The sequence below is a fragment of the Rhizobium sp. Root1203 genome, assembly GCF_001424945.1.
Classification (GTDB): Bacteria; Pseudomonadota; Alphaproteobacteria; order Rhizobiales; family Rhizobiaceae; genus Rhizobium.
The window spans coordinates 50,725-75,711 of sequence record NZ_LMCW01000067.1 but is presented as its reverse complement, the minus strand read 5'-3'; the positions used below and the strand labels follow the sequence as shown (position 1 = coordinate 75,711).

General features: G+C 60.5%; 29 protein-coding genes. 22 read left to right on the top strand and 7 right to left on the bottom strand.

Going from position 1 to position 24,987, the window contains the following annotated elements:
* Positions 1 to 17 precede the first annotated feature (17 nt).
* The 6 genes from cysS (at position 18) to cimA (ending at position 5,590) form a co-directional block, all read left to right on the top strand.
* Positions 18 to 1,409 carry a cysteine--tRNA ligase gene (gene cysS / locus ASC97_RS29850; RefSeq protein WP_057471949.1) on the top strand — a complete coding sequence of 464 codons (1,392 nt, stop codon included), beginning with the start codon at positions 18 to 20 and terminating at the stop codon, positions 1,407 to 1,409.
* Positions 1,410 to 1,551: 142 nt separating this feature from the next.
* Positions 1,552 to 2,028 carry a GFA family protein gene (locus ASC97_RS29845; protein ID WP_057471948.1) on the top strand — a complete coding sequence of 159 codons (477 nt, stop codon included), beginning with the start codon at positions 1,552 to 1,554 and terminating at the stop codon, positions 2,026 to 2,028.
* Positions 2,025 to 2,513 (top strand): GFA family protein, encoded by a 489-nt coding sequence (locus ASC97_RS29840; protein ID WP_057471947.1) that lies wholly within the window; start codon positions 2,025 to 2,027, stop codon positions 2,511 to 2,513. Before ASC97_RS29845 ends, ASC97_RS29840 begins: the two co-directional genes overlap by 4 nt.
* On the top strand, positions 2,510 to 2,986 hold the full coding sequence (locus tag ASC97_RS29835) for a GFA family protein (protein ID WP_057471946.1): 477 nt from the start codon (positions 2,510 to 2,512) through the stop codon (positions 2,984 to 2,986). The genes ASC97_RS29840 and ASC97_RS29835 overlap by 4 nt, the downstream gene beginning before the upstream one ends.
* Positions 2,983 to 3,942, top strand: coding sequence for a prolyl aminopeptidase (pip, locus tag ASC97_RS29830; RefSeq protein ID WP_057471945.1), 960 nt, complete (start codon positions 2,983 to 2,985; stop codon positions 3,940 to 3,942). Before ASC97_RS29835 ends, pip begins: the two co-directional genes overlap by 4 nt.
* 31 nt (positions 3,943 to 3,973) lie before the next feature.
* Positions 3,974 to 5,590, top strand: a complete 1,617-nt coding sequence (cimA, locus tag ASC97_RS29825) for a citramalate synthase (RefSeq protein WP_057472081.1) — start codon at positions 3,974 to 3,976, stop codon at positions 5,588 to 5,590.
* An 8-nt stretch (positions 5,591 to 5,598) separates the two neighbouring features.
* On the opposite strand, the gene ASC97_RS29820 is transcribed toward cimA, so the two are convergent.
* The gene (locus tag ASC97_RS29820; protein WP_057471944.1) at positions 5,599 to 6,465 is read right to left on the bottom strand and encodes a protein-L-isoaspartate O-methyltransferase family protein; all 867 of its coding nucleotides are present in this window, start codon (positions 6,463 to 6,465) and stop codon (positions 5,599 to 5,601) included.
* 113 nt (positions 6,466 to 6,578) lie between these two features.
* Between ASC97_RS29820 and rarD the strand changes: the two genes are divergently transcribed.
* Positions 6,579 to 7,493, top strand: a complete 915-nt coding sequence (gene rarD, locus ASC97_RS29815) for an EamA family transporter RarD (protein ID WP_057471943.1) — start codon at positions 6,579 to 6,581, stop codon at positions 7,491 to 7,493.
* 9 nt (positions 7,494 to 7,502) lie between these two features.
* On the opposite strand, the gene ASC97_RS29810 is transcribed toward rarD, so the two are convergent.
* Positions 7,503 to 8,129: a TIGR00730 family Rossman fold protein gene (locus ASC97_RS29810; RefSeq protein WP_057471942.1), complete on the bottom strand. Its 627-nt coding sequence runs from the start codon at positions 8,127 to 8,129 to the stop codon at positions 7,503 to 7,505.
* A gap of 155 nt (positions 8,130 to 8,284) precedes the next feature.
* Here ASC97_RS29810 and ASC97_RS29805 point away from each other — a divergent pair, with 155 nt between their 5' ends.
* The 5 genes from ASC97_RS29805 to ASC97_RS34830 all read left to right on the top strand — a co-directional run bounded on the left by ASC97_RS29805 (position 8,285) and on the right by ASC97_RS34830 (position 14,365).
* Positions 8,285 to 10,285 carry a LysM peptidoglycan-binding domain-containing protein gene (locus ASC97_RS29805; protein ID WP_057471941.1) on the top strand — a complete coding sequence of 667 codons (2,001 nt, stop codon included), beginning with the start codon at positions 8,285 to 8,287 and terminating at the stop codon, positions 10,283 to 10,285.
* A gap of 198 nt (positions 10,286 to 10,483) precedes the next feature.
* Positions 10,484 to 12,361 (top strand): ABCB family ABC transporter ATP-binding protein/permease, encoded by a 1,878-nt coding sequence (locus ASC97_RS29800; protein ID WP_057471940.1) that lies wholly within the window; start codon positions 10,484 to 10,486, stop codon positions 12,359 to 12,361.
* Positions 12,362 to 12,414: 53 nt separating this feature from the next.
* A complete protein-coding gene (locus tag ASC97_RS29795) occupies positions 12,415 to 13,197 on the top strand; it encodes a phosphatidylserine decarboxylase (RefSeq protein ID WP_274534189.1) in 783 nt (260 codons plus the stop codon).
* Positions 13,198 to 13,215: 18 nt separating this feature from the next.
* Positions 13,216 to 14,064, top strand: a complete 849-nt coding sequence (pssA, locus tag ASC97_RS29790; RefSeq protein WP_057471938.1) for a CDP-diacylglycerol--serine O-phosphatidyltransferase — start codon at positions 13,216 to 13,218, stop codon at positions 14,062 to 14,064.
* A gap of 160 nt (positions 14,065 to 14,224) precedes the next feature.
* Positions 14,225 to 14,365, top strand: coding sequence for a hypothetical protein (locus ASC97_RS34830; protein WP_200959566.1), 141 nt, complete (start codon positions 14,225 to 14,227; stop codon positions 14,363 to 14,365).
* Here the strand turns inward: ASC97_RS34830 and ASC97_RS29785 are convergent.
* From ASC97_RS29785 to ASC97_RS29775, 3 genes are read right to left on the bottom strand one after another with little or no spacing between them, the layout of a single operon-like run.
* Entirely contained in the window at positions 14,362 to 14,985 is a 624-nt protein-coding gene (locus ASC97_RS29785) for a LysE/ArgO family amino acid transporter (RefSeq protein WP_057471937.1), read from the bottom strand. The two genes, ASC97_RS34830 and ASC97_RS29785, sit on opposite strands and share 4 nt — an antisense overlap.
* A 36-nt stretch (positions 14,986 to 15,021) precedes the next feature.
* On the bottom strand, positions 15,022 to 15,786 hold the full coding sequence (locus ASC97_RS29780; RefSeq protein WP_057471936.1) for an SOS response-associated peptidase: 765 nt from the start codon (positions 15,784 to 15,786) through the stop codon (positions 15,022 to 15,024).
* A gap of 43 nt (positions 15,787 to 15,829) precedes the next feature.
* A complete protein-coding gene (locus ASC97_RS29775) occupies positions 15,830 to 16,150 on the bottom strand; it encodes a YnfA family protein (protein ID WP_057471935.1) in 321 nt (106 codons plus the stop codon).
* A gap of 90 nt (positions 16,151 to 16,240) precedes the next feature.
* On the opposite strand from ASC97_RS29775, the gene ASC97_RS29770 reads away from it, so the two are divergent.
* The 8 genes from ASC97_RS29770 (at position 16,241) to ASC97_RS29735 (ending at position 21,015) form a co-directional block, all read left to right on the top strand.
* Positions 16,241 to 16,657, top strand: coding sequence for an NUDIX hydrolase (locus ASC97_RS29770; protein ID WP_057472080.1), 417 nt, complete (start codon positions 16,241 to 16,243; stop codon positions 16,655 to 16,657).
* Positions 16,658 to 16,693: 36 nt separating this feature from the next.
* On the top strand, positions 16,694 to 17,149 hold the full coding sequence (locus ASC97_RS29765) for a TIGR02301 family protein (RefSeq protein WP_200959570.1): 456 nt from the start codon (positions 16,694 to 16,696) through the stop codon (positions 17,147 to 17,149).
* A gap of 100 nt (positions 17,150 to 17,249) precedes the next feature.
* Positions 17,250 to 17,507, top strand: a complete 258-nt coding sequence (locus tag ASC97_RS29760; RefSeq protein WP_037063989.1) for a hypothetical protein — start codon at positions 17,250 to 17,252, stop codon at positions 17,505 to 17,507.
* A gap of 17 nt (positions 17,508 to 17,524) precedes the next feature.
* Positions 17,525 to 18,274, top strand: coding sequence for a hypothetical protein (locus ASC97_RS29755; RefSeq protein ID WP_057471933.1), 750 nt, complete (start codon positions 17,525 to 17,527; stop codon positions 18,272 to 18,274).
* Between the two features lie 61 nt (positions 18,275 to 18,335).
* Positions 18,336 to 19,175, top strand: coding sequence for a CAF17-like 4Fe-4S cluster assembly/insertion protein YgfZ (ygfZ, locus tag ASC97_RS29750; RefSeq protein WP_057471932.1), 840 nt, complete (start codon positions 18,336 to 18,338; stop codon positions 19,173 to 19,175).
* A 29-nt stretch (positions 19,176 to 19,204) separates the two neighbouring features.
* On the top strand, positions 19,205 to 19,774 hold the full coding sequence (locus tag ASC97_RS29745; protein ID WP_057472079.1) for an HD domain-containing protein: 570 nt from the start codon (positions 19,205 to 19,207) through the stop codon (positions 19,772 to 19,774).
* Positions 19,771 to 20,301, top strand: a complete 531-nt coding sequence (locus ASC97_RS29740) for a tyrosine phosphatase family protein (protein WP_057471931.1) — start codon at positions 19,771 to 19,773, stop codon at positions 20,299 to 20,301. Before ASC97_RS29745 ends, ASC97_RS29740 begins: the two co-directional genes overlap by 4 nt.
* A 138-nt stretch (positions 20,302 to 20,439) precedes the next feature.
* On the top strand, positions 20,440 to 21,015 hold the full coding sequence (locus tag ASC97_RS29735; RefSeq protein WP_057471930.1) for a hypothetical protein: 576 nt from the start codon (positions 20,440 to 20,442) through the stop codon (positions 21,013 to 21,015).
* 5 nt (positions 21,016 to 21,020) lie between these two features.
* Here the strand turns inward: ASC97_RS29735 and ASC97_RS29730 are convergent, their stop codons facing one another.
* Both ASC97_RS29730 and ASC97_RS29725 read right to left on the bottom strand, forming a co-directional pair.
* Positions 21,021 to 21,527: a superoxide dismutase family protein gene (locus ASC97_RS29730; RefSeq protein WP_443216793.1), complete on the bottom strand. Its 507-nt coding sequence runs from the start codon at positions 21,525 to 21,527 to the stop codon at positions 21,021 to 21,023.
* A 129-nt stretch (positions 21,528 to 21,656) separates the two neighbouring features.
* Entirely contained in the window at positions 21,657 to 21,971 is a 315-nt protein-coding gene (locus ASC97_RS29725) for a hypothetical protein (RefSeq protein WP_057471928.1), read from the bottom strand.
* A gap of 421 nt (positions 21,972 to 22,392) precedes the next feature.
* On the opposite strand from ASC97_RS29725, the gene ASC97_RS29720 reads away from it, so the two are divergent.
* Together ASC97_RS29720 and ASC97_RS29715 are read left to right on the top strand one after the other, a co-directional pair.
* The gene (locus tag ASC97_RS29720) at positions 22,393 to 24,267 is read left to right on the top strand and encodes a putative bifunctional diguanylate cyclase/phosphodiesterase (protein ID WP_057471927.1); all 1,875 of its coding nucleotides are present in this window, start codon (positions 22,393 to 22,395) and stop codon (positions 24,265 to 24,267) included.
* A 67-nt stretch (positions 24,268 to 24,334) separates the two neighbouring features.
* A complete protein-coding gene (locus ASC97_RS29715) occupies positions 24,335 to 24,979 on the top strand; it encodes an HD domain-containing protein (RefSeq protein ID WP_057471926.1) in 645 nt (214 codons plus the stop codon).
* Positions 24,980 to 24,987 lie beyond the last annotated feature (8 nt).

Genomic DNA, 24,987 nt, shown 5'->3' with positions numbered 1-24,987 from the left:
ATTTTGGGAGAGTAGACATGGCCGGTCAGCCGGAATCGAAGACGCCGGAACTCAAGCTGTACAACACGCTGACGCGCGAGAAGGCGGCCTTTGCGCCGATCGATCCGCAGAATGTCCGCATGTATGTCTGCGGCCCGACCGTCTATGACTTCGCCCACATCGGCAATGCGCGCCCGGTCATCGTCTTCGACGTGCTGTTCCGGCTGTTGAACCACGTCTATGGCAGTGATCGCGTGACGTATGCACGCAACATCACCGACGTCGACGACAAGATCAATGCCCGGGCGTTGCGGGACTATCCCGGCCTGTCGCTCAACGAGGCGATCCGGGCCGTCACCGAGAAGACCGAGAAACAGTTTCTGGACGATGCTGCGTCGCTCGGTTGCCTCGAGCCGACCGTGCAGCCGCGAGCGACCGACAATATCGCCGAAATGATCGCGATCATCGAGAAGCTGATCGCAAACGACCATGCCTACAAGGCAGCCGGCGAAGTTCTGTTCGATACCAAGTCGATGGCGGAATACGGCCAGCTTTCCAAGCGCAACCTCGATGAGCAGCAGGCGGGTGCCCGCATTGCCGTCGATGCGCACAAGAAGAATCCCGGCGACTTCGTGCTCTGGAAACTGTCGAGCGAAAGCGAACCCGGCTGGGAAAGCCCGTGGGGCCGCGGTCGTCCAGGCTGGCATATCGAATGCTCTGCCATGAGCGGACGCTACCTCGGCGATGTCTTCGACATCCATGGCGGTGGACTGGACCTGATCTTCCCGCACCACGAGAACGAGATCGCGCAATCGCGCTGCGCCCATGGCACCAAGGTCATGGCGAATGTCTGGATGCACAATGGCTTCCTGCAGGTCGAGGGCCGCAAGATGTCGAAATCCGAGGGCAATTTCGTCACGATCTACGAATTGCTGCACACCGAGAAATTCGGCGGACGGCGGTGGCCCGGCGAAGTGCTGCGTCTTGCGATGCTGATGACGCACTACCGGGAACCGATCGACTTCTCGATCAAGCGGCTGGAAGAAGCGGAGCGGCTGCTTTCCAAGTGGCCGGCAGCCGAAGCGGGTGGTGCGAAGCCCGATCCGGCTGTTGTCGACGCGCTCGCCGACGACCTGAATACGGTCGCGGCGATCCAGGCGCTTCACGCGCTTGCACACGCTGGCGATCACGCGACCTTTGCGGCAAGCGCCGCGTTGCTCGGTGTCCTCCCGCAAGCTGCCGAAATCGACGAGGCTGTCGCCATCGAGATCGACAGGCGCGTCAAGGCGAGGCTGGAACTGTTGAAGGCGAAGAACTTTGCCGAGGCGGACAGCATTCGCGACACGCTGCTGGCAGAGGGCATCCAGCTCAAGGACGGCAAGGATGCATCGACCGGGGAGCGCTTGACGAAATGGGAGCTGAAGCGGTGAGACTGGATTTTGTTGAGACCCTTTCCCACACAAGAGGGCGAGGCTACACCGCAGCGCCTCGATTTCTGCGACGGGTTGGCCCTCTCCCTTGCGGAGAGGGTTGGAAAGAGCCTTCTCGCCTGCTCCAACGGAGGGATCGCCGATGACCATCTATGCCGGCGGATGCCAATGTGGAGCAGTCCGCTTTCACGTTCGCGGTACGTTGAAGGATTCGTCGATCTGTCATTGCCGCATGTGCCAGAAGGCCTTCGGTGCCTACTACGCGCCGCTCGTATCCGTGCGGGATGCGGAGTTGGAATGGACGCGCGGCGAGCGCAAGACGTTTCGCTCGTCCAATTATGTCGAGCGCGGCTTCTGCGGCGATTGCGGCACGCCGCTGACCTATGAGGCGCCGGACGGTATCGCAATCGCAGCCGGAGCGTTCGACGATCCGGCTGCCCTGCCGCCCGTCATCCAGTTTGGAACCGAGGGCAAGATCGGGTTTGTCGACCACCTGCACGAACTTCCCGCGCGCCTAACCGAAGAGGACGCCGAGGCGGCACCGTTCGTGCTTGAAATCGTCTCCTATCAGCATCCCGATCACGACACGTCCGTTTGGCCCGAAGAGGAGCGCTCGTGACCACGCCCGCAGCTCTTGGTGGAGGATGCCAATGCGGCGCAGTTCGCTATCGCGCCGCCGGCGAGCTCGCCTATCCGCATCTGTGCCATTGCCGCATGTGCCAGAAGGCCGCCGGAAACTATTTCATGCCGCTTGCCGCCGCGCGGCGAACGGACTTCGCGCTGACGCGCGGAACACCCACGTGGTTTCATTCGTCGGACGTTGTCCGGCGGGGCTTCTGCGGCGCGTGCGGGACGCCCCTTTTCTACGACGTTCCCGACGCCGATTTCATCAGCATCGTGCTTGGTTCGCTTGACGAGCCGAACAGCGTGAAACCGGTCATGCAGTCGAACACCGGACGCAAAATGATCTGGTTTCAGGAGCTTGACGGTTTGCCCATCGAACCCGACGCGGAGACGTCCGATAGAGAAGACGCGATTGCGGCAACCAATCACCAGCACCCCGATCACGACACAACCCACTGGCCAAGCGGAGCATCATCATGAGCGAACCCATCCGAACCGGCGGCTGCCAATGCGGCGCCGTGCGCTTCCGCATCGCCGGCAAGCTCGGGCGACCATCGATCTGCCATTGCCGCATGTGCCAGAAACAGTTCGGTGGCTTCTTCTCGGCGCTGGTGACGACGCCTGACGAGGGGATGGAATGGACGCGTGGCGAGCCCACCTATTTCCAGTCTTCCATCAATATCGAGCGTGGTTTCTGCAGGAACTGCGGCACGCCCATGACCTACCGGCATCCCGGCGGGCTGGAGCTGGCAATCGGTACGTTCGACGACCGCAGCGATCTGGCACCGCAGATCCAGGTGAATTACGGCGCGCGTATCCCGTGGGTCGAGACGATCTTCGACCAGCCTGTTCACACCGACCCTGATTTCTATGCGCAGCAGGAGGCGATCATCTCCTTCCAGCATCCCGACCATGATACAAATATTTGGCCAGCCGAAGGCGTGAAGATATGACTGAAGTCCTGCGTACGCTCTATCCCGCGATCGAACCCTATGCTTCCGGTCACCTCGATGTCGGCGACGGCCACGTGATCTATTGGGAGCGCTCCGGCACGCCCGGCGCCAAGCCGGCGGTATTCCTCCATGGTGGTCCCGGCGGCGGATTTTCGGCCAGCCATCGCCAGCTTTTCGATCCGAACCTCTATGACGTCACGCTGTTCGACCAGCGTGGTTGCGGCAAGTCCACGCCTCATGCCGACCTCAACGCCAACACCACATGGGATCTGGTCGCCGATATCGAGCGGCTGCGCGAAATGGCCGGTGCCAAGACGTGGCAGGTCTTCGGCGGTTCGTGGGGTTCGACGCTGGCGCTTGCCTATGCTGAAAAACATCCCGAGCGCGTGTCCGAACTGATCGTGCGGGGCATCTATACGCTCACGAAAGCGGAACTCGACTGGTACTATCAGTTCGGCGTCTCCGAGATGTTTCCCGACAAGTGGGAGCGCTTCATCGCGCCGATCCCACCGGAAGAACGCCATGAGATGATGTTGGCCTACCACAGACGCCTGACGCATGCCGACAAGGCCGTGCGCCTCGAAGCCGCCAAGGCCTGGAGCATCTGGGAAGGCGAGACGATCACGCTGCTGCCGGAGCCTGCGACGAGCGGCAAGTTCGAGGACGCCGAGTTCGCATACGCCTTTGCCCGTATCGAGAACCATTTCTTCGTCAATGCAGGCTGGATGGATGAAGGGCAGCTTCTTCGTGATGCCGGCAAGCTGAAGGATATTCCCGGGGTGATCGTGCATGGCCGCTACGACATGCCCTGCCCGGCGCGCTATGCATGGGCGCTCCACAAGGCTTGGCCGAAGGCGGATTTCCACCTGATCGAAGGCGCAGGCCATGCCTATTCGGAGCCCGGCATTCTCGACAGGCTGATCCGCGCGACGGACGCGTTTGCCGGAAAACAATAACGAGCCGCAAGGCCGCGACGAGATGAACACCATGACACGCGAAAAGATCTACCTCTTCGACACGACGCTCCGCGACGGGCAACAGACGCCCGGTATCGATTTTTCGGTCGAGGACAAGATTGCAATCGCCACCCTGCTGGACGAATTCGGCCTTGACTACGTCGAGGGTGGCTACCCCGGCGCGAACCCTACCGACACGGTATTTTTCAGTGAAAAGCGGACGATCGGGGCCTCTTTCGTGGCCTTCGGCATGACCAAGCGCGCCGGCGTTTCCGCTTCCAACGATCCGGGGCTGGCGAGCCTGTTGCAGGCAAAGAGTGACGCGATCTGTTTCGTCGCCAAGAGCTGGGACTACCACGTCAAGGTCGCGCTCGGCTGCACGAACGAGGAAAACCTCGAAAGCATCGCCGAAAGCGTCAATGCGGCCGTCGGGGCCGGCAAGGAGGCGATGGTCGACTGCGAGCATTTCTTCGACGGCTACAAGGCGAACCCGGCCTATGCGCTCGCCTGCGCCAAGGCCGCATACGAATCCGGTGCCCGCTGGGTCGTGCTTTGCGACACGAACGGTGGAACGCAGCCGCCGGAGATTCGCGCCATCGTCGAAGCCGTCATCGCGGAAGGCGTTCCCGGCAGCTGTCTCGGGATCCACGCGCACAACGACACCGGCCAGGCGGTCGCCAATTCACTCGCGGCGGTGGAGGCCGGCGTGCGGCAGATCCAGGGCACGCTCAACGGTATCGGCGAGCGCTGCGGCAATGCCAGTCTCGTGACGCTGATCCCGACGCTGGCGCTGAAAGAAACCTATTCGTCCCGGTTTGAAACCTCGATCAATGCCGACCGGCTGTTGAACCTCACACGGCTTTCGCATGCCTTCGACGAGCTTCTGAACCGGTCGCCGGATCATCAGATGCCCTACGTCGGGGCGTCCGCTTTTGCGACGAAGGCCGGCATCCATGCCTCGGCGCTGCTCAAGGATCCGCGCACCTACGAGCACGTGACACCGGAAAGCGTCGGCAATTTCCGCAAGGTCATGGTCTCCGATCAGGGCGGAAAGGCGAATTTCATCAACGCGCTGAAGCGCCGCGGCATCGAAGTCGGGAAAGACGACCCGAAGCTTGACCGGCTGATCGCGCTCGTCAAGGAACGTGAGGCATCCGGCTATGCCTACGAAGGTGCCGATGCAAGCTTCGAGCTGCTTGCCCGCCGGACGCTGGGCACCATCCCGGAATTCTTCGCAGTCGAGGGATTTCGCGTCATGGTCGAGCGGCGTTTCGATTCTCACGGGCGCGTGAAGATCGTCTCGGAAGCTGTCGTGAAGTTGATCATCGATGGCAATACGGTGATGTCGGTCGCGGAGGGAGATGGCCCGGTCAACGCCCTCGACCTGGCGCTGCGCAAAGACTTCGGCAGATATCAGCACGAGATCGACGACCTTGTCCTTGCGGACTTCAAGGTGCGTATCCTCAATGGCGGCACCGAGGCGATCACGCGGGTCCTGATCGAATCGACAGACAGCGACGGTGTCCGCTGGTGGACCGTCGGCGTGTCCGAGAACATCATCGACGCCTCCTTCCAGGCACTGATGGATTCGGTCATCTACAAGCTGATGAAAAACCGCCACCTGGCCGGCAAGATTGCCGCCGAATAGGGCGCCGTCTAGGGATCGCTGACAAGGCCCCAGTCCGGCTGCGTATACCATTCCTCCGCCTGGGGACCCGTCTTCCATCGCAAGGCGCGGATGCTTTGCATCCCGCCCTTGCGAAAGGCTGCCTCAAGCGTCCGGTAGCTTTCGAAGGTTCCGGTAGTCGCCTCTCCCCAAACAAAGGCGACAGGACCAAGAAACTCGACCCCGTATCCCTGAAGTTGGCGTTCCACAAGAAAAAAGCCCGCATAGGACGAAAGGCCGGTCGATCCGCCATCGCCGTCGACATCGGGAACCCCAAGAGGAAAGATCAATCGCCCGCCGACGTTCAGGCGCTCGATCCATGGATCGGCAGGACGGTGAACCGCGAAATTCACATAGATCGCGTCGGTCACATCTCGTGGCCATTCGTGCCCGTTGCCGCAGATCATATCGACGTTGGGATAATCCTTGAGATTGTCCCTCGCGCGTTCCGCAAGCTCATCATCGAACTCCACAGCGATAACGCGGCCGCGGGAACCGACGATCGACGCGATCAGGGCAGTGTAGTAGCCGCTGCCTGCGCCGATGTGGCACACACGATCGCCATGCCGAAGCGAGAGCCTGTGCAGGCCGCGCGCATGCAGGCTGGGACTGCCGTTATTCACCTGCCGTTCGTGCTGGAGGGCAAACAGCGCATCCTGGTAAACGGCCGCGGGATCGCTCGAGGGAACGTCCACGTAGCCTCCCCAATGTGCCATTTTCCAGGGCGGGGGTCCGAGAAAGCGCTCCCGTGGGACCGAGGCAAAGGCATGCAGCAGAGCGCCGTCCGCAATGCCCTCTTTCGCGAGCATATGAACGGCAAATGCACTGCGGCACATCGCGAGTGCTCGTGTGTCCATCTGTATCACCCTGCTGTGACATAGCGCCGGCATCCGTTCACTGAAATGAATTGGCCTATTCACAGCCGTTGCGATAATCGGCTCCATAATTAGAACAATGATGGAAACACCCCATGTCCGCAGATGCAAGCGCTCCGCTGATCAAGAACGAAGACAGCCCGCGCGGTTTTGCCTTCGCGCTGACGGCCTACCTGTTGTGGGGCTTCCTGCCGATCTACATGAAAGCGGTCGCTCATATCTCTCCCGCGGAAGTCATCGCGCACCGTATCCTGTGGTCGCTGCCGCTGGCGGGACTGGTGCTGCTCGTTCTCGGTCGCACGCAGGATATCGGCACGGCACTGCGCTCGCCGCGGATGCTGGCGATGGCTTCGCTGACGGCCGTGCTCATCACCATCAACTGGGGAACGTATGTCTGGGCCATCGGCGCCGGGCACTCGCTCGATGCAGCGCTCGGCTACTTCATCAACCCGCTGTTCAGCATCTTCCTCGGAGCCGTTCTGCTTCAGGAAAAGCTTCGTCCCGCCCAGATTGCCGCGATTGCCTTGGCCGGAATTGCGGTCGTCATCCTCGCCTTCGACAACGGACGCGTTCCGTGGGTGGCGCTCACGCTCACGATTACCTGGGGGTTCTACGCCTTCTTCCGCAAGACGCTTCCGCTCGGCCCCAACCAGGGGTTCTTCCTGGAAGTGCTGCTCCTGAGCGGGCCGGCGCTGATCTATATCCTTTATCTGGAATTCGGCAGCGGCGAAGGGCACCTCTATCGCACCGGGATGACGGATACCGCGTTGTTGCTCGGCTGCGGCATCATTACGGCCGTGCCGCTGATGATCTATGCGAACGGCGCCAAGCTACTCCGGCTTTCGACAATCGGAATCATGCAGTACATCGCACCGACGATCATCTTCCTGATTGCGGTCTTCCTTTTCAAGGAACCGCTCGGGACTGCGCGCATGATCGCGTTCCCGCTCATCTGGGCCGGTCTCGTCCTGTATACATGGTCGATGCTCAAAGGGAGCCGCGAGCAATAGCGCCGAGCGTCACATCTTCGAGATAACGGCTTCCTCGCCATCGCGATCGGCCGATGCCAATTCGGCAGCCCTCGCCATGATTGCCGGTATTATCTCGGAAACGTTGTCGATCACCAGCGGCTGGACACGGTGGGCGGTATGGACGAAGCCCTCGTCCGTCATATGGCGCAGCAGCTCCATCATCGGATCCCAGAAGCCGTTGATGTTGGCGAACACCATCGGCTTTTCATGGCGCCCGAGCTGCGCCCAGGTCATGATCTCGATGATTTCCTCAAGCGTGCCTATGCCGCCCGGCAGAGCGACAAATGCATCGGAGCGCTCGAACATGGTGTGTTTGCGCACATGCATGTCAGGGGTTACAATCAGTTCGTTGAGCTGGCCGAGAGAGTGGCGCGTCGCCTCCATGTCGATCAGGAATTCGGGAATAATACCGGTCACCTGACCGCCGTTCGACAGCGTGCCGCTCGCAACCGCTCCCATGATGCCCTTTGTGCCTCCGCCATAGACGAGGCGCAGGCCGTATTCGGCGATTTCCTGGCCGAGAGCACGGCCAGCGGCCATGTGGCTGGGATCGCGACCGGGGCGCGAGCCGCAATAGACGCAAATGGAGCGAACGGAATGAGATTGATCTGTCATAGTCGCAAACAACTATCCTCTCCGCCTCCAGTCAAGAAAAATGACGGAAAACCTGCTTCTTACATTTGCATGGCTAGTTTGACTGCTTGTGCAAAGCAACGGGAATCGCTAGCAATTTTAGGAAGTCCGGCAAGATTGCCGCCTGGGGAGACCTAATGATGAAAAACCGTGCCGGCTTGCTGGCCCTTGCAGTACTCGTAATCGCAATTCTGTTGATGGTCTTTTTCGTCATGCCCCGCATCGGCGGCGACGCCGCGAAAGTTGGCGATGCAATCAACCAGGCCGGCTCCGAGGTCAAGAATACAGTTACGGAATCTGCAAAGACATCGCGCTCCTCAGAGCCGGACGATGCCGCCACGACCCGGGAACTCGGCGCTGCGACGGCTGCAGCCGGACAAGCGCTCACAGAACTTAAGGCGCTCTTCGCCGATGGCAAGGGGCCGACCGAAGACGTTTTCGGAGCCGCCAAGTCCAAGGCGACGACATCGCTGCAGGCTCTGGCCGATTTTGCCGTGCCAGAAGGGACAAACCAGGTTACCGCAGCGGCTGTTCAGAAGGCGAAGGATGGCGCAGCCAAGGCGCTCGCTATCGTCAAAGCGCTACCCGAGAACATCGCCGATGCAGCGGCTGCCGTTGCAAAGGCAGAAGCGGCACTGACCGGCGCGCCGGAACCTGAAGTTCCTGCAGCAGGCAACCAGACGCAGGGTAGCGGGGCGCAAGGAACCGCCAACCCCACTCCGGAAACCTCCGCGAATACCGGCCCGAAGCTTCCGACGTTCGACGTTCTGCGCGTCGAGCCGGATGGCTCGACCGTGATCGCGGGATCGGCGGAACCGAACAGCAAGATCGAAATTATCGACGGCGACAAGGTTGTCACCACCACACAGGCCGGCGCCGGGGGCGATTTTGCCGTCGTGCTCGACAATCCCCTCTCGGCAGGCGACCACCAACTGCTGCTGAAAGCGACCGGCAAAGACGGAACGAGCTCCACCTCAGAGGAGGTCGCAACCGTTTCGGTGCCGAAGGACGGCAAGGCTTCGGAGTTGCTTGCCATGGTTTCCAAGCCGGGCACCGCAAGTCGCGTGATCACGGCCCCGACCACGGAAGTCGCAGGCGGCGCCGGCAACACTGCGCCGGCGGATCAGGCTTCGGCAACGCCATCGAACCAGCCCGCTACAGGCGCCCCAACGTCTGTCGCTCCGGCTGCCACCGACGTCATGGTGAACGCAGTCGAGATCGAAGGCGACAAGATTTTCGTCGCGGGTATGGCAAAGCCTTCGGCACAGGTGCTTGCCTATGCGGATGATCGATTGATCGGCAAGGCGACCGCCGGCCCCGATGGCCACTTCGTCGTCGACGGCGTGATGCCGCTGGCTGTCGGCGATCACAAGATCCGCGTCGATGTCGTGGATAGCGCCGGCAACGTTTCTGTTCGCGCCTCGGTCAATTTCAATCGACCTGAAGGAAACCAGGTGACGGTTGCGGCCCAGAGCGGCACCGCTGACGCCAACGGCTCCGCACCTGCCGCCACGCTCGACGAAGGCGCTCTCGGCAAGCTGAAGAACGACCTGAGCAAGGCCTTCGCGCTGTTGAGCGGCCTGTTCGCCGATGGAAGTATCCCCGGTACGGAACAGCTTGCGGCCGCCCGCTCCGCCAACGAATTCGCGCTGCGCTCGATTATTGATTTCCGTGCCGCGGCAGATGCGACGGCGGACTTCAAGGAGCGAGCAGCAAGCGCCTCGATTTCAGCCGCCAACGCACTGAAGGTGCTGCAAGCCCTGCCGAAGGATGCCAAGTCAGTCGGCAACGCGCTCGGCGATCTCGGCACGATGCTCGCTGACCTTGCCCCGCCCGCTGCGGCTCCTTCCGCACCGGCGACCAACGAAGTGGCAAGCGGCCAGCCGGCAACGATCGAGCAGGCACCACTGCAGGAAAGCAAGGACACCGTCATCATCCGCCGTGGCGACACGCTTTGGCAGATCTCCCGGCGCATCTACGGGGCCGGTGTGCGCTACACCACAATCTACGTGGCGAACGAGGACAAGATCACGAATCCCGACCGCATTCTGCCGGGCCAGATCTTCGGCCTGCCCAAGGACGTGTTGCCGAACGCCGAGGAATTGCACCGCAAGCGGATGTCGGACCGGCATCGATAGCAAGCAGCAAGCGAGCGGCCGGGGTCAATATGACAGCCGGCCGGTCTTTTCCTGTCGTGCCCAGTTGTTGTATTGCTCCGGCCGGCACCCTATCTGGCGGTGGCGGCGACACGTTCGGCGGCGGATTTTCAAACGTCGCCCCTGCCAATTTGCCGACATCGCGACACGGCCAGAGCCCTTTACGGGCCGGAGACATGCATGGCAAACGGCAAGACGGTTTCAGACTCCAACCTGCTCCAGACACTCCTGAATCTGTGGCCCTACATGTGGCCCTCCGGCCGCCCCGATCTGAAGATGCGCGTGGTCTGGGCTTCGGTCTTTCTGCTTGTCTCCAAATTCGTCCTGCTGCTGGTTCCCTACTTCTTCAAATGGTCGACCGACGCGCTGAACGGCAAGATGGATCTTGCCGGCAAGCTGCCGGACCTGCTCGTCGGCGCGACGGCGCTTGTTATCGCCTATAATCTCACCCGTCTCATTCAGCTCGCCCTCAACCAGATGCGCGACGCTCTCTTTGCAAGCGTGGGACAGCATGCGGTGCGGCAACTCGCGTACAAGACGTTCGTGCACATGCACCAGCTCTCGCTTCGCTTTCACCTCGAGCGCAAGACCGGCGGTCTCTCCCGCATCATCGAACGCGGCACGAAGGGCATCGAGACGATCGTGCGCTTCACGATCCTGAACTCGGTGCCGACTCTCATAGAATTCCTGCTGACGGCCGTGATCTTCTGGTGGGGCTATGGCTTTTCATACCTCGCGGTGACCGCCTTCACGGTGTGGGCCTATATCTGGTTCACCATCCGGGCGAGCGATTGGCGCATCTCCATTCGCAAATCGATGAACGACAGCGATACCGATGCCAACACCAAGGCAATCGACTCGCTGCTCAACTTCGAGACCGTCAAGTATTTCGGCAACGAGGAGATGGAGGCGAAGCGCTTCGATGCGTCAATGGAACGCTACGAGAAGGCGGCAACGAGCGTATGGACATCGCTCGGCTGGCTGAACTTCGGCCAGGGTGTCATCTTCGGTCTCGGAACGACGGTCATGTTGATCCTGTCCGCGCTTGCCGTTCAGCGCGGCGAGCAGACGGTCGGCGATTTCGTCTTCGTCAACGCCATGCTGCTGCAGCTTTCGGTGCCGCTGAACTTCATCGGCTTCGTCTATCGCGAAATCCGGCAGGGCCTGACCGATATCGAGCAGATGTTCGACCTTCTGGAAGTGCAGGCCGAAGTGAAGGATGCGCCCGATGCGGTTGCCTTGGACATCGGCCGGGGGGCCATTGCCTTCAGGGACGTCCATTTCGCCTACGATGCGGCCCGGCCGATCCTGAAGGGGATATCCTTCGACGTGCCGGCCGGAAAAACGGTCGCCGTCGTCGGACCTTCCGGCGCCGGCAAATCCACGTTGTCGCGCCTGCTTTATCGCTTCTACGACATCCAGAGCGGCTCGATCACGGTGGATGGCCAGGACATTCGCAAGGTTACCCAGAAGAGCCTCAGAACGGTGATCGGCATGGTTCCACAGGACACCGTTCTGTTCAACGACACGGTCGCCTACAACATTCGCTACGGCCGCCCGTCCGCCAGCGAGGCTGACGTCAAGACAGCCGCGGAAATCGCCCAGATCGCCCATTTCATCGACCTTCTCCCTGAAGGCTTCGATACCAAGGTGGGCGAGCGCGGCCTGAAGCTCTCAGGGGGCGAAAAGCAACGTGTCGCGATTGCCAGAACCGTACTCAAGGCGCCGCCGATCCTGATTCTGGACGAAGCCACCTCTGCGCTCGACACGACGACAGAGCGGGAAATCCAAGCTGCGCTCGACGTCGTTTCAAAGAATCGTACGACCCTGGTTATCGCGCACCGACTGTCGACGGTCATCGGTGCGGACGAAATCATCGTCCTCAAGAGCGGCGAGATTGCCGAACGCGGCACGCATGGGGAGCTTCTTCTGAAAAACGGTCTCTACGCCTCGATGTGGAGCCGCCAGCGTGAGGCGACGCAGGCAGAGGAGCATCTGAAGCAGGTACGCGAAAGCGATGACATGGGGGTCGTGGACAGACTGGCGCCGGCGACGTGAAACCCAGCCCGATCACACCCGTCAGCGATTTGCTGTTCAGAAACCTGCCATAGATGTGCACGAGGGGGCGCCAGCATTGCCCCCGCCAAGGTTTCGCTGTAACCAGCGGATACGAAAACGCTAGGAGAGCGGCATACATGAGCTTGTTCAATACGGTTCGCAACACAATCGTTCCGGTGCACAAGGAAGGCTACCCCTTCATCGCCGCGTTCTTCGTCGCCTCATTGATTCTGGGCTGGGTGTTCAAGCCGCTCTTCTGGATCGGCCTGATCCTGACGCTGTGGTGCGTGTATTTCTTCCGTGATCCGGAGCGCATGACGCCGCAGGACGACGATCTGGTGATTTCGCCGGCCGATGGCAAGGTTTCGTCTGTCCAGATGGTTATTCCGCCCGCAGAGCTGAACCTCGGCTCCGAGCCGATGCTGCGCATCTCGGTCTTCATGAACGTCTTCAATTGCCATGTGAACCGTGCGCCGATGCGTGGCCGCATCGTCAGCGTCAACTATCGCTCCGGCAGCTTCGTAAACGCTGAACTCGACAAGGCGAGCGAAGACAACGAGCGCAATGGCCTCGTCATCGAAACGGTACATGGCCAGATTGGCGTCGTTCAGATCGCGGGTCTCGTTGCACGCCGTATTCTTTGCTGGGCAAATGCGAACGACCCGCTCGATGCCGGCGAGCGCTTCGGCCTCATCCGCTTCGGCTCCCGCCTCGATGTCTTCCTGCCCGCAGGCGCCTCCCCGCGTGTCACTCTCGGGCAGACGGCGGTCGCCGGCGAGACTGTGCTTGCCGAGTTCGGCTCCGCCAAGGGTCCGGTCGTAAGCCGCCGCAGCTAAGAACGATTGGAGCGCGACATGGAAACGCCCTTCCCGCCTTTCGAACCGAACGGTCCGCTTGACGATTCGGCGCGCGGGCCCCGGCTTCGCGAGATACCACTTCGGCTGGTCGTTCCCAACCTCATCACCATTCTGGCAATCTGCGCCGGACTGACCGGCATTCGTCTCGCCTTCGAAAATCGCTACGAACTTGCCGTGGGCATGGTGCTTCTGGCCGCTTTTCTCGACGGGATCGACGGCCGCGTCGCACGCTTGATGAAGGCGACGTCGAAGTTCGGCGCCCAAATGGATTCGCTCGCCGATATCGTCAACTTCGGTGTCGCGCCTGCGCTTGTGGTCTATGTCTTCGCGCTCGACCAGGCTCGCTCGATCGGATGGATCGCCGCGCTCATTTACGCCATCGCCGCAGGACTTCGCCTGGCCCGTTTCAATGTGATGGCCGAGCGCGAAAACAAGGCGACGTGGCAGTCGGAATATTTCGTCGGCGTTCCAGCTCCGGCTGGCGCCATGCTCGTGCTGCTGCCCGTTTACGTCGGCTTCCTGGGACTGACCACCGACAAGACCTTCGCCTATATTTCCGCCGCCTATACGGTGCTCATCGCATTCCTGCTCATCAGCCGATTACCCGTCTGGTCAGGAAAGTCCGAGGGCAGCAAGTTGAGGCGCGATCTGGTGTTGCCGATGATGCTCGGCGTTGTTCTCTATGTTGCGCTGCTGTCGAGCTTCACATGGGAGATCATGGTCGTCACCGCCGTTGTCTACCTGCTGACGCTGCCGATCGGCGCACGGAAATGGAAGCGCAAGTACGGCACGCTGACGATCGAAGAACCAGGCGTCGGCGAAGACGACATCGGTCGCCATATCTAGCGCCCTTTCCTGCGCTGCTCACTCGAAATGCTTGGCTCAAGGCTCGCGAATTATGGTTTGCGTACATAATTCCTGATGAGGCTCGCCTCCATTTTGTCGCTATTAAAGACAAAAGAGCAATAATTATAAGAGTCTAGGGACAGCACGTAAGGAGAGAGTTGTGACCCCGAAGAAGACAAGCGCCGAACAGCCGCAGACGACCGATCTCAGCGCAAACTACCGCCCGCTCGGCCTTAAGGCCGTTCTAGCCGCGGCCTTGATGCTGAAGAGCAAGCCGCCTCTGGTCAAGAAAACCGCCTAGGCGCTCGCGAAAAACCGGACGAGCAGGCTCGTTGCCAGCAGCCCCATGACGAAACCGATAATCACGTCCAGAACCCGCCATGCGGCGGGTTTCGCAAAAACCGGCTGCAACAGGCGTGCGCCGTACCCCAATCCGAAAAACCAGACGAATGATGCCACGGCCGCTCCGGCGCCGTATACCATGCGATCCGTTCCCTCGTAGGCTGCAGATAGACTTCCGAGCAGCACGACCGTGTCCAGATAGACATGCGGGTTGAGAAACGTGAACGCCAGGCAGGTTGCCACCGCGGCTTTCAGGCCAAGGACCTGCGGCGCACCCGCTTGCATTACGCCTGGATGAAGCGCCCGCCGAAAGGCCATGGCGGCATAGGTTCCGAGGAAGACCGCGCCACCGACGGTAACAACCGAAATCAGCAAGGGCGACCGGGAGACCAGCGTTCCGAGGCCTGCGACGCCGGCGGCAATCAGAAGGGCGTCGGACAGTGCGCAAATCAGGCAGAGGACGAAGACGTGCGATCGCAGCAGCCCCTGGCGCAGTATGAAGGCGTTCTGTGCGCCGATTGCGATGATAAGGGAGGCACCGAGGAAGAAGCCGGAGAGTGCGGCCGAGATGGAGAACATGTGAATTTCCGGAAATGGGAAGGCAAGAATACAGGATCAGAAGAAGCTTAGCTGGCCGTCATCCGGCTTCTTCTTCTCTCCCAGCGACGGCGGCTTCCCGACGGCGACGGGCACCTGCAGATCGGAGCCCATATTGGCAACCTTGTTGACCCTGTCGGAGACCGGGACCGCCTCGAAAAAGTCCTCCTCGACCGGACGCATGAGATCGGCGACATCGCGCGGTTCCTGCGTCTTGCAGTCGAGCCAGCGGGAAAAATCCTCCGACTTGATAACCACAGGCATTCGATCATGGATTGGCGCGATCGCGGCGTTTGCAGCCGTGGTCAAAATGGCGCCGGTATCGACCTCGGAGCCGTCGGCCGACGACCACGTTTCCATCAAGCCGGCGAATGCAACGATGCCACCACGCCGGGGCTTGATCCAATAGGGTTGGGACTTTTCACCGCTCTCCTTGGACGGCCGATGCCATTCATAGAAGCCGGAGGCGGGAATGAGCACGCGTCGATGCCGCATGGCGGCACGAAACGAGGCCTTGCCGATCGCGGTCTCGGCGCGGGCGTTGATCAGAAGCGGAAACGCCTTCGGGTCCTTTACCCAGCCGGGCGTGAAACCCCAACGCACCAGTACGGCCCGCCGGCCCGGAAGGTTGCTCCCTCTTTCCGGCGTATCGCCCGAAACGACCACGAGAATCGGCTGCGTCGGGGCGATATTGTAACGCGCGGGAAAATCGTCGAGGTCCACGACTCCGAAAATTTCCATCAGTTCTTCAGGGGATGCCGTCAGCGCATATCGTCCACACATGGGGATGTCTTTGCACCCTGCCCTTTGCCCGTCAAGCGCCGGCTCAGCCTCGCGGAGCAAAGAGGATAATCGCGGTGCCGCATAGGCAGACAAGCGCGCCGCTGACATCCCATCGATCCGGGACACGGTTCTCGACGAGCCAAAGCCAGATCAACGAGGCGACGATGTAGATACCGCCGTAGGCCGCGAAGGTGCGACCGGCAGCATCGCTCGGCACCAGTGTCAGCAGCCAGGCGAAGAGGGCAAGCGACACCATTCCCGGTGCGAGCCACCAGACAGGCCTTGCCATTCTAATCCATGCCCAGAATGCAAAGCACCCGGCAATCTCGAAGAAGGCAGCGGCTGCGTAGATGATATAAGTCACGAAGCCCTCCCGAATCGATCTGCCCAGTATCCGGTGGAACGAGCGCGGGGCAAGGAGAGCACCGATCGCCAGACACCAATGGTATCCTTCATGACTTCTGTTCCTACGGCAGCCTCCTCAGCCATCCTGCAGCGCGAAGGACGATTTCTTCTGGTCCTTCGGCGCAATCCGCCGTCCGCCGACATGTACGCTTTCCCTGGCGGTCGTGCCGAGCCCGGCGAGACGCCTGCGGAAACGGCGTTGCGCGAACTCGAGGAAGAGACGGGCATCTGCGCTCGCGATCCGCGGCCTTTTGCGACCTACGACCTCAAGACGCATGCCCCGGATGGCAGCTTGCGCAGCCATTTCCTACTCTCCGTCTTTCTCGTCGATGCGGACGAGGCCGTCACTGCCGTCGCCGCCGACGATGCAGTTGAGCTTGGCTGGTACACCGTCGACGAAATCCGGAGGCTTCCTACGCCACAGAGCGTGCTGGAATGCGCCGAGCGAATAGCGCAGGGAGAATAAGCAAGTGGAAATCCGGCGCGATGCCTTGTTCCCGTCATCCTGAAGGTATCAACTATTTCAATGATTCCCGTTCGACGCGTGTTCCTGTCTGTTGTTCTCTGCGCCGGCACGGCGATACCGATATATGCCCGGGCACAGGGCCAAATGGCGCCGACTTTACCGGAGACGGTTGCACCAAAAGCGGTCACAGTGCCCTATGACGAAAAACTCTCTCGCCTCGCCGAAGTGCTGGGGTCCGTGCACTACCTAAGGACGCTGTGCAAAGCGGAAAGCGGAGACAAGTGGCGGTTGCACATGCAGCAACTGCTTGATTCGGAAGCGAAAGACGAGCCGCAGCGCAAGGAAAAGCTGACCGCCGCCTTCAATCGCGGTTATCGCGCCTTCGCCTCGGTTTATACCGATTGCACACCGGCCGCTATCATGGCAGAAGAGCGCTACCGTAACGAAGGTGCAACACTTGCCACAGAAATAACGTCTCGCTTTGGAAATTAACGTTTAATTAACCTCTTTTCACTCGCGGACGTGTCGTTTTGGGAAAAGGCTGATAGAGTTGTTAACTAGGCAGTAAGGCATGCAGTTCGAGGAAAAAACAATGGAACCGAGCCTCAATGACATCGACGATATGATCGTCCACGAAAAGATGCAGGCGGCCTTGGAGTACCATAATGAAGCTTGGGCCGATGGCATGGCAGATGGCATCGAGCCGGAAATCATCGCCGATACCGCCATCATTCATGCCCTTCGTGAAACTATTCGCCTTCACGGCGAAAACAGTGCGGAAGCCTTGCTGGAATCGCTGCGCGAACGCATGCTGGCCGGTGAGTTTTCACCGAGCCGCACCCTGCAATAACAGCCACAGAGAGTCTTATGCGCACCGATAAGGACAATGCTTCGCGGCCTGCGATCGCGCCGCTTTTGCTTGCAATCAGTGTCGGCGCCACCAGTTTGTTGAGCGCGACGACTGCGTCAGCCCTCTCCGAACTGCAGAAGACGCCCGGCCTTTCCGACGGTGCCGCATCCGGTCAAAGCGGTAACAAGCCCGCAACATCGCCGGCAACGCCTTCCGGAATTCCTTCGCCCGGCCCGCTGATCGACAAGCCCGCGACACAAGGCTCCGATACCACTCCCGGCGCCCAGGACGCTTCCAAGCCCGTGGACGTGATCTACGATATCACCAAGGTCCCGGAACCTGTTCGGCGCATGCGCGAGCAGATCGTCGAAGCGGCTGCGTCCGGCGATCTCGAGCGGCTGCGTCCGTTGCTCGGAACCGGAGCCACTCAGACTCAGGTAACTGTCGGCGAGCCGACGGACGACCCGATCAGCGCGCTCAAGGACCTCTCCGGTGACCCGGACGGGGACGAGATCCTGGCGATCATGCTCGATATCATCTCGACAGGTTTCGTCCATGTCGGTCAAGGCACGGCGGAAGAGATGTACGTCTGGCCGTACTTTGCCGAGAAGGATCTCAAGGCCCTCACGCCGCCGGAACGCGTCGAACTGTTGCGTATCGTGACGGCGGGTGACCTGGCCGACATGCAGGAATTCGGCGGCTACAATTTTTACCGTCTCGGCATTACTGCGGACGGCAAGTGGAAGTATTTCACCGCGGGCGACTGACGCTTGCGATCCTGTTCCCGAAGACATACTTCTGAGCGACAACAACGCGACAGGTGCGACCATGCCAGCCGTCTTTCTGAGAGACCGTGCGCTCATCCGGGTGAGTGGCGCCGAAGCTCAGTCCTTCCTGCAGAACCTGATCACCACCGACATCGTGTCGCTGGGCACCGACGAAGCGCGACCTGGCGCTTTGTTGACGCCCCAGGGCAAGATCCTGTTCGACTTCATGATCTGGCAGGATGGCGACAGTTATGTGATGGAGACGGACGGCAGCCAGCGGGACGCCCTGTTGAAGCGACTGGCCATGTACAAGTTGCGCGCCGCCGTCGATCTCAAGGCAGACGGCGAAGGCGTTACGGTTTCGTGGGATGACGGCAGCGCCGGTCCGGGATGGGAAGACAGCCGCTTTGCCAAGGCCGGAATTGCAGTTTTCCGGAACGTGGGGGGACATGGTGACAGCGATCCTGCGGCATATGACGCGCTGCGTGCGGTCCACGGGGTTGCGGTTTCGGGCTTGGATTACGCCCTGCAGGATGCCTTCCCCCACGACGTCCTGATGGATATCAACGGCGGCCTTTCCTTCAGGAAGGGCTGCTATGTCGGCCAGGAGGTCGTGTCGCGCATGCAGCACCGCGGAACCGCCCGCCGTCGCGTCGTGACCGTGACCAGCGCAGAGCCGCTACCTGCCTCCGGAAGCGAGATAACTGCTGCGGGCAAGCCGATCGGGACCATCGGCACAGTCGTGGGGCATGAAGGCATTGCCATCGTCCGCATAGACCGCGCCGGTGAGGCTATTGCCGCGGGCAAGCCTCTTCTTGCGGGGACTGTCCCGGTTACCTTGGCGTTGCCGGCCTGGTCCGGTCTCGTTTTCCCGTCGGCAGCCGACGAGGCCACCGCTTGACCGTTAAGGCTCCGCGCGCTTGGCAGCGCATGCTTTCGGGCCGCCGGCTCGATCTGCTCGACCCCTCGCCTCTCGACGTGGAAATCGGCGACATTGCCCATGGTCTTGCGCGCGTTGCGCGATGGAACGGGCAAACCTCAGGCGACCACGCCTTCTCGGTCGCCCAGCATAGCCTTGTCGTTGAGGACATCTTCCGGCGGCTCGACGGGGCATCGCCCGAGGAGTGCCTCATGGCCCTGCTGCACGATGCGCCGGAATATGTGATCGGCGATATGATCTCACCTTTCAAGTCGGTCGTCGGGGGCGGGTACAAAGCGGTCGAGAAGCGGCTGGAGGCGGCGATCCACCTGCGTTTCGGCCTGCCACCCCACCCTTCGCGCGAGCTGAAAGACAGGATCAAGAAGGCCGACAGGATTGCCGCCTACTTCGAGGCGTCGGAACTCGCAGGGTTCAGCGCGACGGAAGCCCAGAAGTTCTTCGGTCGGCCGCGCGGCATCACCAAGGGGATGCTGCTGATCAATCCCTTGCCGGCGATCGAAGCCCAGCGGCTCTTCTGCGAGCGTTTCGACGCGCTCGAGGTCCTGAGGCGTACATCATGAACGCGATCGTCGTTGCGCCGCTTGCACGTATCGCCGAAATGGCGGTGCGGCACGGTGCCCGTGAGATGATCAGCCTGATGGCGAAGGAACAGGCTTTCCACAGGCCCGCCGTCATCCAGGCGCACCGTCACCTGCTTCTCAACATGAACGACATCACTTTCAAGGGAACAGGCAACCTCATTGCCCCCGGCGAAACACATGTTCGCCAACTCATCGACTTTTCCAGGCATTGGGATCAGGGCGCACCTCTTCTCATTCATTGCTGGATGGGCGTCTCGCGTTCGCCGGCGGCGGCGTTGATTGCCGCTCTTTGCCTGGTGCCGGACCAGAGCGAGGAGGCGCTCGCCCACCGTCTCCGTGAGGCATCGCCGTTTGCGACGCCGAACATGCGGATCATCGAAATCGGCGATGCGATCCTCGGCCGGAATGGACGGCTGACCGATGCCGTACGTGCGATCGGGCGTGGCGCCGATGCGGACGGCAATGCACCGTTCGTCCTGACGCTCGGGGCGCCACAAGATCGATAGCCGTTTGACGGCTATGTATCCCACAGGTCGACGCGAGCGTGCCCGTACGCTCATCATCCGCAAACCCGGCCAACCGATCGGCAAAGGCGGAACGTTTTAAGCCGACATCTGTTTTCTCCCGTGTAAGGAGATTAATCGATGTCACTGCCGGACTACCGCGATACATTTGTCCGATGCCTCGGCGCATTGAAGAACGTCGCATACAAGCAAGAGGATTGCGCGCGTTTCAGTTGGCAGGCGGTTTACATCACCCGGGAACGATTCTCCTATTTTTTCCGTGGCGCACTCAACGGTTCCGACACCACCTCCTTCGGTCAACAGGTGGATCTGACCAATGGTGCAATGAGTTCCGTCCCTTTCCGTTCCGTGACACTTTACGGCGCGACATTCGGCCTCAACGAGACAATCACAGCCTACAGCGGGCCTGTAGAATCGGTCATCGACGTCGCTCACGCGTTTCACGAAGCAAGCGAAACGGATTATCGTCCCGAGTTCTTCTACGTCCGAATGAACATCGTGCACGCCGGCAACGAGGGTCGGATAGCGAGAACAGCGGAATCGCGCCTTCGCGAAAACACCAACCTCATCTTTGTCGGGCTGGAGGACAGTGCCACAGCGGAATTGCTCGAAGAAAGCGACATCGCGCGTTGGCTGGCAACCGAGAAGCCCATGGCTTCCCGGAGGTGGTACGCCGAGCGTTTCTACTACAGTTGACGGCTCTACTTGATAACGCCACAGGCGAGGCGCTCGCCGGCATCACCGGCAGGCTGGCTGCGGTAGTCGTCCGAATTTGCATGAATCATCAATGCACGTCCGCGAATGCCATCCTCTTTCCCGTCGAGCGACACCATGCCGTCAAAGACCTGAGCCCTAAGGACACCGTCCTGGCCGACGTATTGGTTCGGCATGTCGCCTGCATGCGGACCTTTAGCTGCCAAAAAACCATGCTCCGCGTTGGTCGGATTGAAATGCTTGCCGGCCGACTCATGGTGGCTCGAGGCGTCACATTTGCCGATCTCGTGAACATGAAACGCCACCCACTTGTTGGCGGGAAGACCTGACGCTTCGAGTTCGATCATCACGCCGCCGCTCACGGCGGCGGTGATGGATGCGCGTCCGGTCTCCTTGCCATCCTTGCCTATGAAATTCGCGACGGCTGTCTGCTTGTCCTGAGCCAGTGCGGCAGTGGTGATGGCAACAAAGCTCGCCAGTGCAATCAAATGCATCGTTCTCACGGGATTCCCTCCTTTGGCCGGTCGAGGCGAAACGCACAGGCTCTACAGTGGGTTCCCGCTATAGGGGCAAAGAAAAAGCCGGCCACGGGGCCGGCTCCAAAAGATGGCAGCAGTTTTCGATCAGGAAGCGATATCCAGATCGTACTGACCGTAGGTATTCCTATACAGATCGTCGGACACGTTGTTCTGACGCTGTGAAGAAAAGTTCAGGCTGCCGACCTCCTGCGTTCCCATCATGAACGCAAGCACGCCGCTGGAGAGTTTCGGCGAGGGTTCTTGGGTTTCCTCGCCTTCATTCAGCTGCTTCAGAATTCCGGGCTTGTCATCAGCCGCTTTTTCGCCACGGCTCAACACGCCGTCGCCATTGATGTCCAGTCTCGAGAGTGTCGCCAGATACGCATACGATGTATCGCTGGCAGATGAAACACGGCTCATACAAACCTCCGTTCACCGCTATACGGTGATGTTTGTACGCAATACAAATATGGAAAATCACAACTAATTGGTTCAGGTAAACTGATTTGCGCCTGCGGTCAATAAGTTGTTAATACCGCATTAACGATAATTGACAGAGTGTTACATGGGTGTCGACGTTCCTCTTCGCAGCCAGCTCCCAGCGCCCACGAAATATAGTACGCCCCCGATATATTTTGTCGTTGCAACCGAATATTAATGAGACCGGGAGATTATCGATCGACAACCCGACCATCCGCATTTCAATTAAAAATTGTATATCGGCACGTCAGATTTCAGGAATTTCTTTGCATGTCCTGCAAGCCGCATCGAAAGAGAATGCTGGAAACGCCGTTGAAGCATTCCATCGTTCAGCTTCGCGCCCATACGGAACCCTCGGCACATGGACGCTGAAGCGCTTTTCCGGCAACAATGTGCAGCGTCGCTGAACCAGGACGGCAGCGTCGATGCCAAGCGCCTGATGGAACTCGTCCTCGCCACCTACCGCAATCAGCCGGGCGGCCAGAGCGAAGGAGCGAACGGTGGCCATCTTGCAATTCAGGAAAACGAAACCCTGAAAGCCACCTTGTCGTCGGCGCGCGACGACCTCCAGGAACAGAGGCGGCTATTCGACATCGTTCTCAATCACCTGCCGCTCGGGCTCAGTGTCTTCGACACACAGCAGAGATTGATCGTGTCCAATGTCCGCTTCCGTCAGTTATTCGGTTTCAGCGAAGAAGAGGCCGCGCCTGGGGCATCGATCGTTTCCTTGATCGCCAAGATCGACGGCACCGAAACTCCTGATTGGCGCCAGGCCGGGCGTGAGCGCGACCCCGGCTCGGACAATGGCCGCATTCGCCGTCGCGAATGGATCATGAATGACGGACGAATCATTCAAAGTGTCGTCACGATCCTTGCCGACGGCAGCAACATCTCGATCCATGCCGACATCACCGAAGATCGCAAGGCAGCCGAACGCATTGCGTATCTCGCGCATCACGACCCTTTGACCGGCCTGCCGAACCGCATCAGCTTCCGCGAGCGCATCGATGCCGCTCTCGCTGTACGCAAGGCTGACGAGCACATCGCCCTCGTCCATCTCAACCTCGACCGGTTCAAGTCCGTCAACAATACGCTCGGCATCTCAGCCGGCGACAGGATCCTGCGGCGAGTTGCGGAACGACTGCGGTTCTCGGTCGGCGAAGGCAGTACGCTCGCGCGCCTCGGGTCCGACGAGTTCGCGATACTTCAATGCGGACGGCAGCAGCCCTGGAATGTCACGGCGCTCGCCGAGCAGATCCGCCGCGAGTTGTCGGAGCCGTTCTTCCGCGGCGAGACTGCGGTCGAACTCAGCGTGTCCATGGGAATCGCCATCAGCCCGCAGGACGGTGCCGATACCGAAACCCTGCTGAAACATGCGGGCGTCGCGCTCTCGCACGCCAAGGCCGCGGGCAGAAGAGGCGAGCGCTTCTTTACGAGCGCGATGGAAGCACAACTCGAGGAGCGCCTTGCTCTCGAGGCCGACCTTCGAAAGGCCGTTCAGAAAGAGGAGTTCGAGCTTCACTATCAACCGCTCTACGATATCGCGGAAAAGCGCATCTGCGGTTTTGAGGCGCTGATCCGATGGAATCACCCCACCAGGGGCCGTGTGCCCCCGATGGAGTTCATTCCGCTTGCCGAGGAGGTGGGCCTTATCGTCGACATCGGGCGGTGGGTATTGAAGCAGGCATGCTCCGACGCAACACACTGGCCTGACAGCATCAAGGTTGCCGTCAACGTTTCGCCGATCCAGTTCACCCACGGCAACCTGCCGGAGGATGTTTCGGCAGCGTTGTCAGCCTCGCAGCTGTCGCCGGCACGACTGGAGGTCGAAATCACCGAAAACGTGCTGATGGAAAACATGGATGAGGCTCTGCCCATTCTTCACGCCCTCAAGAAGCGCGGCATCCGGGTCGCCATGGATGATTTCGGCACTGGCTATTCGTCGTTGAGTTATCTCAGCAGCTTTCCCTTCGACAAAATCAAGATCGACAAGTCCTTTGTGACCGACATTGTCCAGAACAGGGAGGCCTTTGCAATCATGCGGGCCATCATCCTTCTCGGCGATGCCCTTGGCATGCGCGTGACCGTCGAGGGTGTGGAAACGGCAGAGCAACTGGCGTTGCTGGAGCAAGAGGCTTGCGACGAAATACAGGGCTATCATATCAGCCCACCCCGCCCTGTCGCAGAGGTGCCCTCCTTGCTCAGCCTGCCGCGAGGCAATGCCAAGGCGAGTTGACCCGTTCATTGCGACTCGGTCAGGCCGCCTCTATGAAAGGGGCATCGCCATCCCTGTCAGGTGCACCATGTTCGAGGCCAAGGCCTTTTCCCCCTTTGAAACGCTTGCAGCGCAACTCATCCCATACTCGCATGAAGGCGATGACGGTTCTCACGATCTCGCGCATATCCTGCGCGTCTTCAAAAACGCGATGCGGATCCAGGCACGTGAGGGCGGAGATGCCAGGATCCTCGCTGCCGCGGTTCTGCTGCACGACTGCGTCGCTGTCGAGAAGAGTTCGCCGTTTCGCGCGCAGGCTTCGGCACTTGCCGCGGAGAAGGCATCCGGCGTCCTTGCGGACCTCGGATGGGATGCATCGGACATTGCTGCGGTCGCTCACGCGGTGACGACACACAGCTTTTCCGCCAATATCGAACCCGAGACGATCGAGGCGAAGATTCTGCAGGATGCCGACCGGCTCGATGCGATCGGGATGGTGGGCGCCGGACGCTGCTTCTATATCGGCGGGCGGATGTCATCGGCGCTCTACGATCCCTTCGATCCAGCCGGCAGCCATCGGCCCCTTGACGACCGCCGCTACGTCATCGACCATTTCCAGACCAAGCTTTTCAAGCTGGCCGATGGCTTCAAGACCGACGCCGGCCGGGCTCTTGCAGCAGAACGCGATAAGCGGCTACGAGACTTTCTCGAAGCCTTCATGGACGAAATCTAGGAGTATCC

What these genes read in the sequence shown, in the direction of transcription:
- cysS (WP_057471949.1), top strand. Translation starts at nt 18, where the DNA reads ATGGCCGGTCAGCCGGAATCGAAGACGCCGGAACTCAAGCTGTACAAC.
- ASC97_RS29845 (WP_057471948.1), top strand. Translation starts at nt 1,552, where the DNA reads ATGACCATCTATGCCGGCGGATGCCAATGTGGAGCAGTCCGCTTTCAC.
- ASC97_RS29835 (WP_057471946.1), top strand. Translation starts at nt 2,510, where the DNA reads ATGAGCGAACCCATCCGAACCGGCGGCTGCCAATGCGGCGCCGTGCGC.
- pip (WP_057471945.1), top strand. Translation starts at nt 2,983, where the DNA reads ATGACTGAAGTCCTGCGTACGCTCTATCCCGCGATCGAACCCTATGCT.
- cimA (WP_057472081.1), top strand. Translation starts at nt 3,974, where the DNA reads ATGACACGCGAAAAGATCTACCTCTTCGACACGACGCTCCGCGACGGG.
- ASC97_RS29820 (WP_057471944.1), bottom strand. Translation starts at nt 6,465, where the DNA reads ATGGACACACGAGCACTCGCGATGTGCCGCAGTGCATTTGCCGTTCAT.
- rarD (WP_057471943.1), top strand. Translation starts at nt 6,579, where the DNA reads ATGTCCGCAGATGCAAGCGCTCCGCTGATCAAGAACGAAGACAGCCCG.
- ASC97_RS29810 (WP_057471942.1), bottom strand. Translation starts at nt 8,129, where the DNA reads ATGACAGATCAATCTCATTCCGTTCGCTCCATTTGCGTCTATTGCGGC.
- ASC97_RS29805 (WP_057471941.1), top strand. Translation starts at nt 8,285, where the DNA reads ATGATGAAAAACCGTGCCGGCTTGCTGGCCCTTGCAGTACTCGTAATC.
- ASC97_RS29800 (WP_057471940.1), top strand. Translation starts at nt 10,484, where the DNA reads ATGGCAAACGGCAAGACGGTTTCAGACTCCAACCTGCTCCAGACACTC.
- ASC97_RS29795 (WP_274534189.1), top strand. Translation starts at nt 12,415, where the DNA reads ATGTGCACGAGGGGGCGCCAGCATTGCCCCCGCCAAGGTTTCGCTGTA.
- pssA (WP_057471938.1), top strand. Translation starts at nt 13,216, where the DNA reads ATGGAAACGCCCTTCCCGCCTTTCGAACCGAACGGTCCGCTTGACGAT.
- ASC97_RS29785 (WP_057471937.1), bottom strand. Translation starts at nt 14,985, where the DNA reads ATGTTCTCCATCTCGGCCGCACTCTCCGGCTTCTTCCTCGGTGCCTCC.
- ASC97_RS29780 (WP_057471936.1), bottom strand. Translation starts at nt 15,786, where the DNA reads ATGTGTGGACGATATGCGCTGACGGCATCCCCTGAAGAACTGATGGAA.
- ASC97_RS29770 (WP_057472080.1), top strand. Translation starts at nt 16,241, where the DNA reads ATGACTTCTGTTCCTACGGCAGCCTCCTCAGCCATCCTGCAGCGCGAA.
- ASC97_RS29760 (WP_037063989.1), top strand. Translation starts at nt 17,250, where the DNA reads ATGGAACCGAGCCTCAATGACATCGACGATATGATCGTCCACGAAAAG.
- ASC97_RS29755 (WP_057471933.1), top strand. Translation starts at nt 17,525, where the DNA reads ATGCGCACCGATAAGGACAATGCTTCGCGGCCTGCGATCGCGCCGCTT.
- ygfZ (WP_057471932.1), top strand. Translation starts at nt 18,336, where the DNA reads ATGCCAGCCGTCTTTCTGAGAGACCGTGCGCTCATCCGGGTGAGTGGC.
- ASC97_RS29745 (WP_057472079.1), top strand. Translation starts at nt 19,205, where the DNA reads ATGCTTTCGGGCCGCCGGCTCGATCTGCTCGACCCCTCGCCTCTCGAC.
- ASC97_RS29740 (WP_057471931.1), top strand. Translation starts at nt 19,771, where the DNA reads ATGAACGCGATCGTCGTTGCGCCGCTTGCACGTATCGCCGAAATGGCG.
- ASC97_RS29735 (WP_057471930.1), top strand. Translation starts at nt 20,440, where the DNA reads ATGTCACTGCCGGACTACCGCGATACATTTGTCCGATGCCTCGGCGCA.
- ASC97_RS29730 (WP_443216793.1), bottom strand. Translation starts at nt 21,527, where the DNA reads ATGCATTTGATTGCACTGGCGAGCTTTGTTGCCATCACCACTGCCGCA.
- ASC97_RS29725 (WP_057471928.1), bottom strand. Translation starts at nt 21,971, where the DNA reads ATGAGCCGTGTTTCATCTGCCAGCGATACATCGTATGCGTATCTGGCG.
- ASC97_RS29720 (WP_057471927.1), top strand. Translation starts at nt 22,393, where the DNA reads ATGGACGCTGAAGCGCTTTTCCGGCAACAATGTGCAGCGTCGCTGAAC.
- ASC97_RS29715 (WP_057471926.1), top strand. Translation starts at nt 24,335, where the DNA reads ATGTTCGAGGCCAAGGCCTTTTCCCCCTTTGAAACGCTTGCAGCGCAA.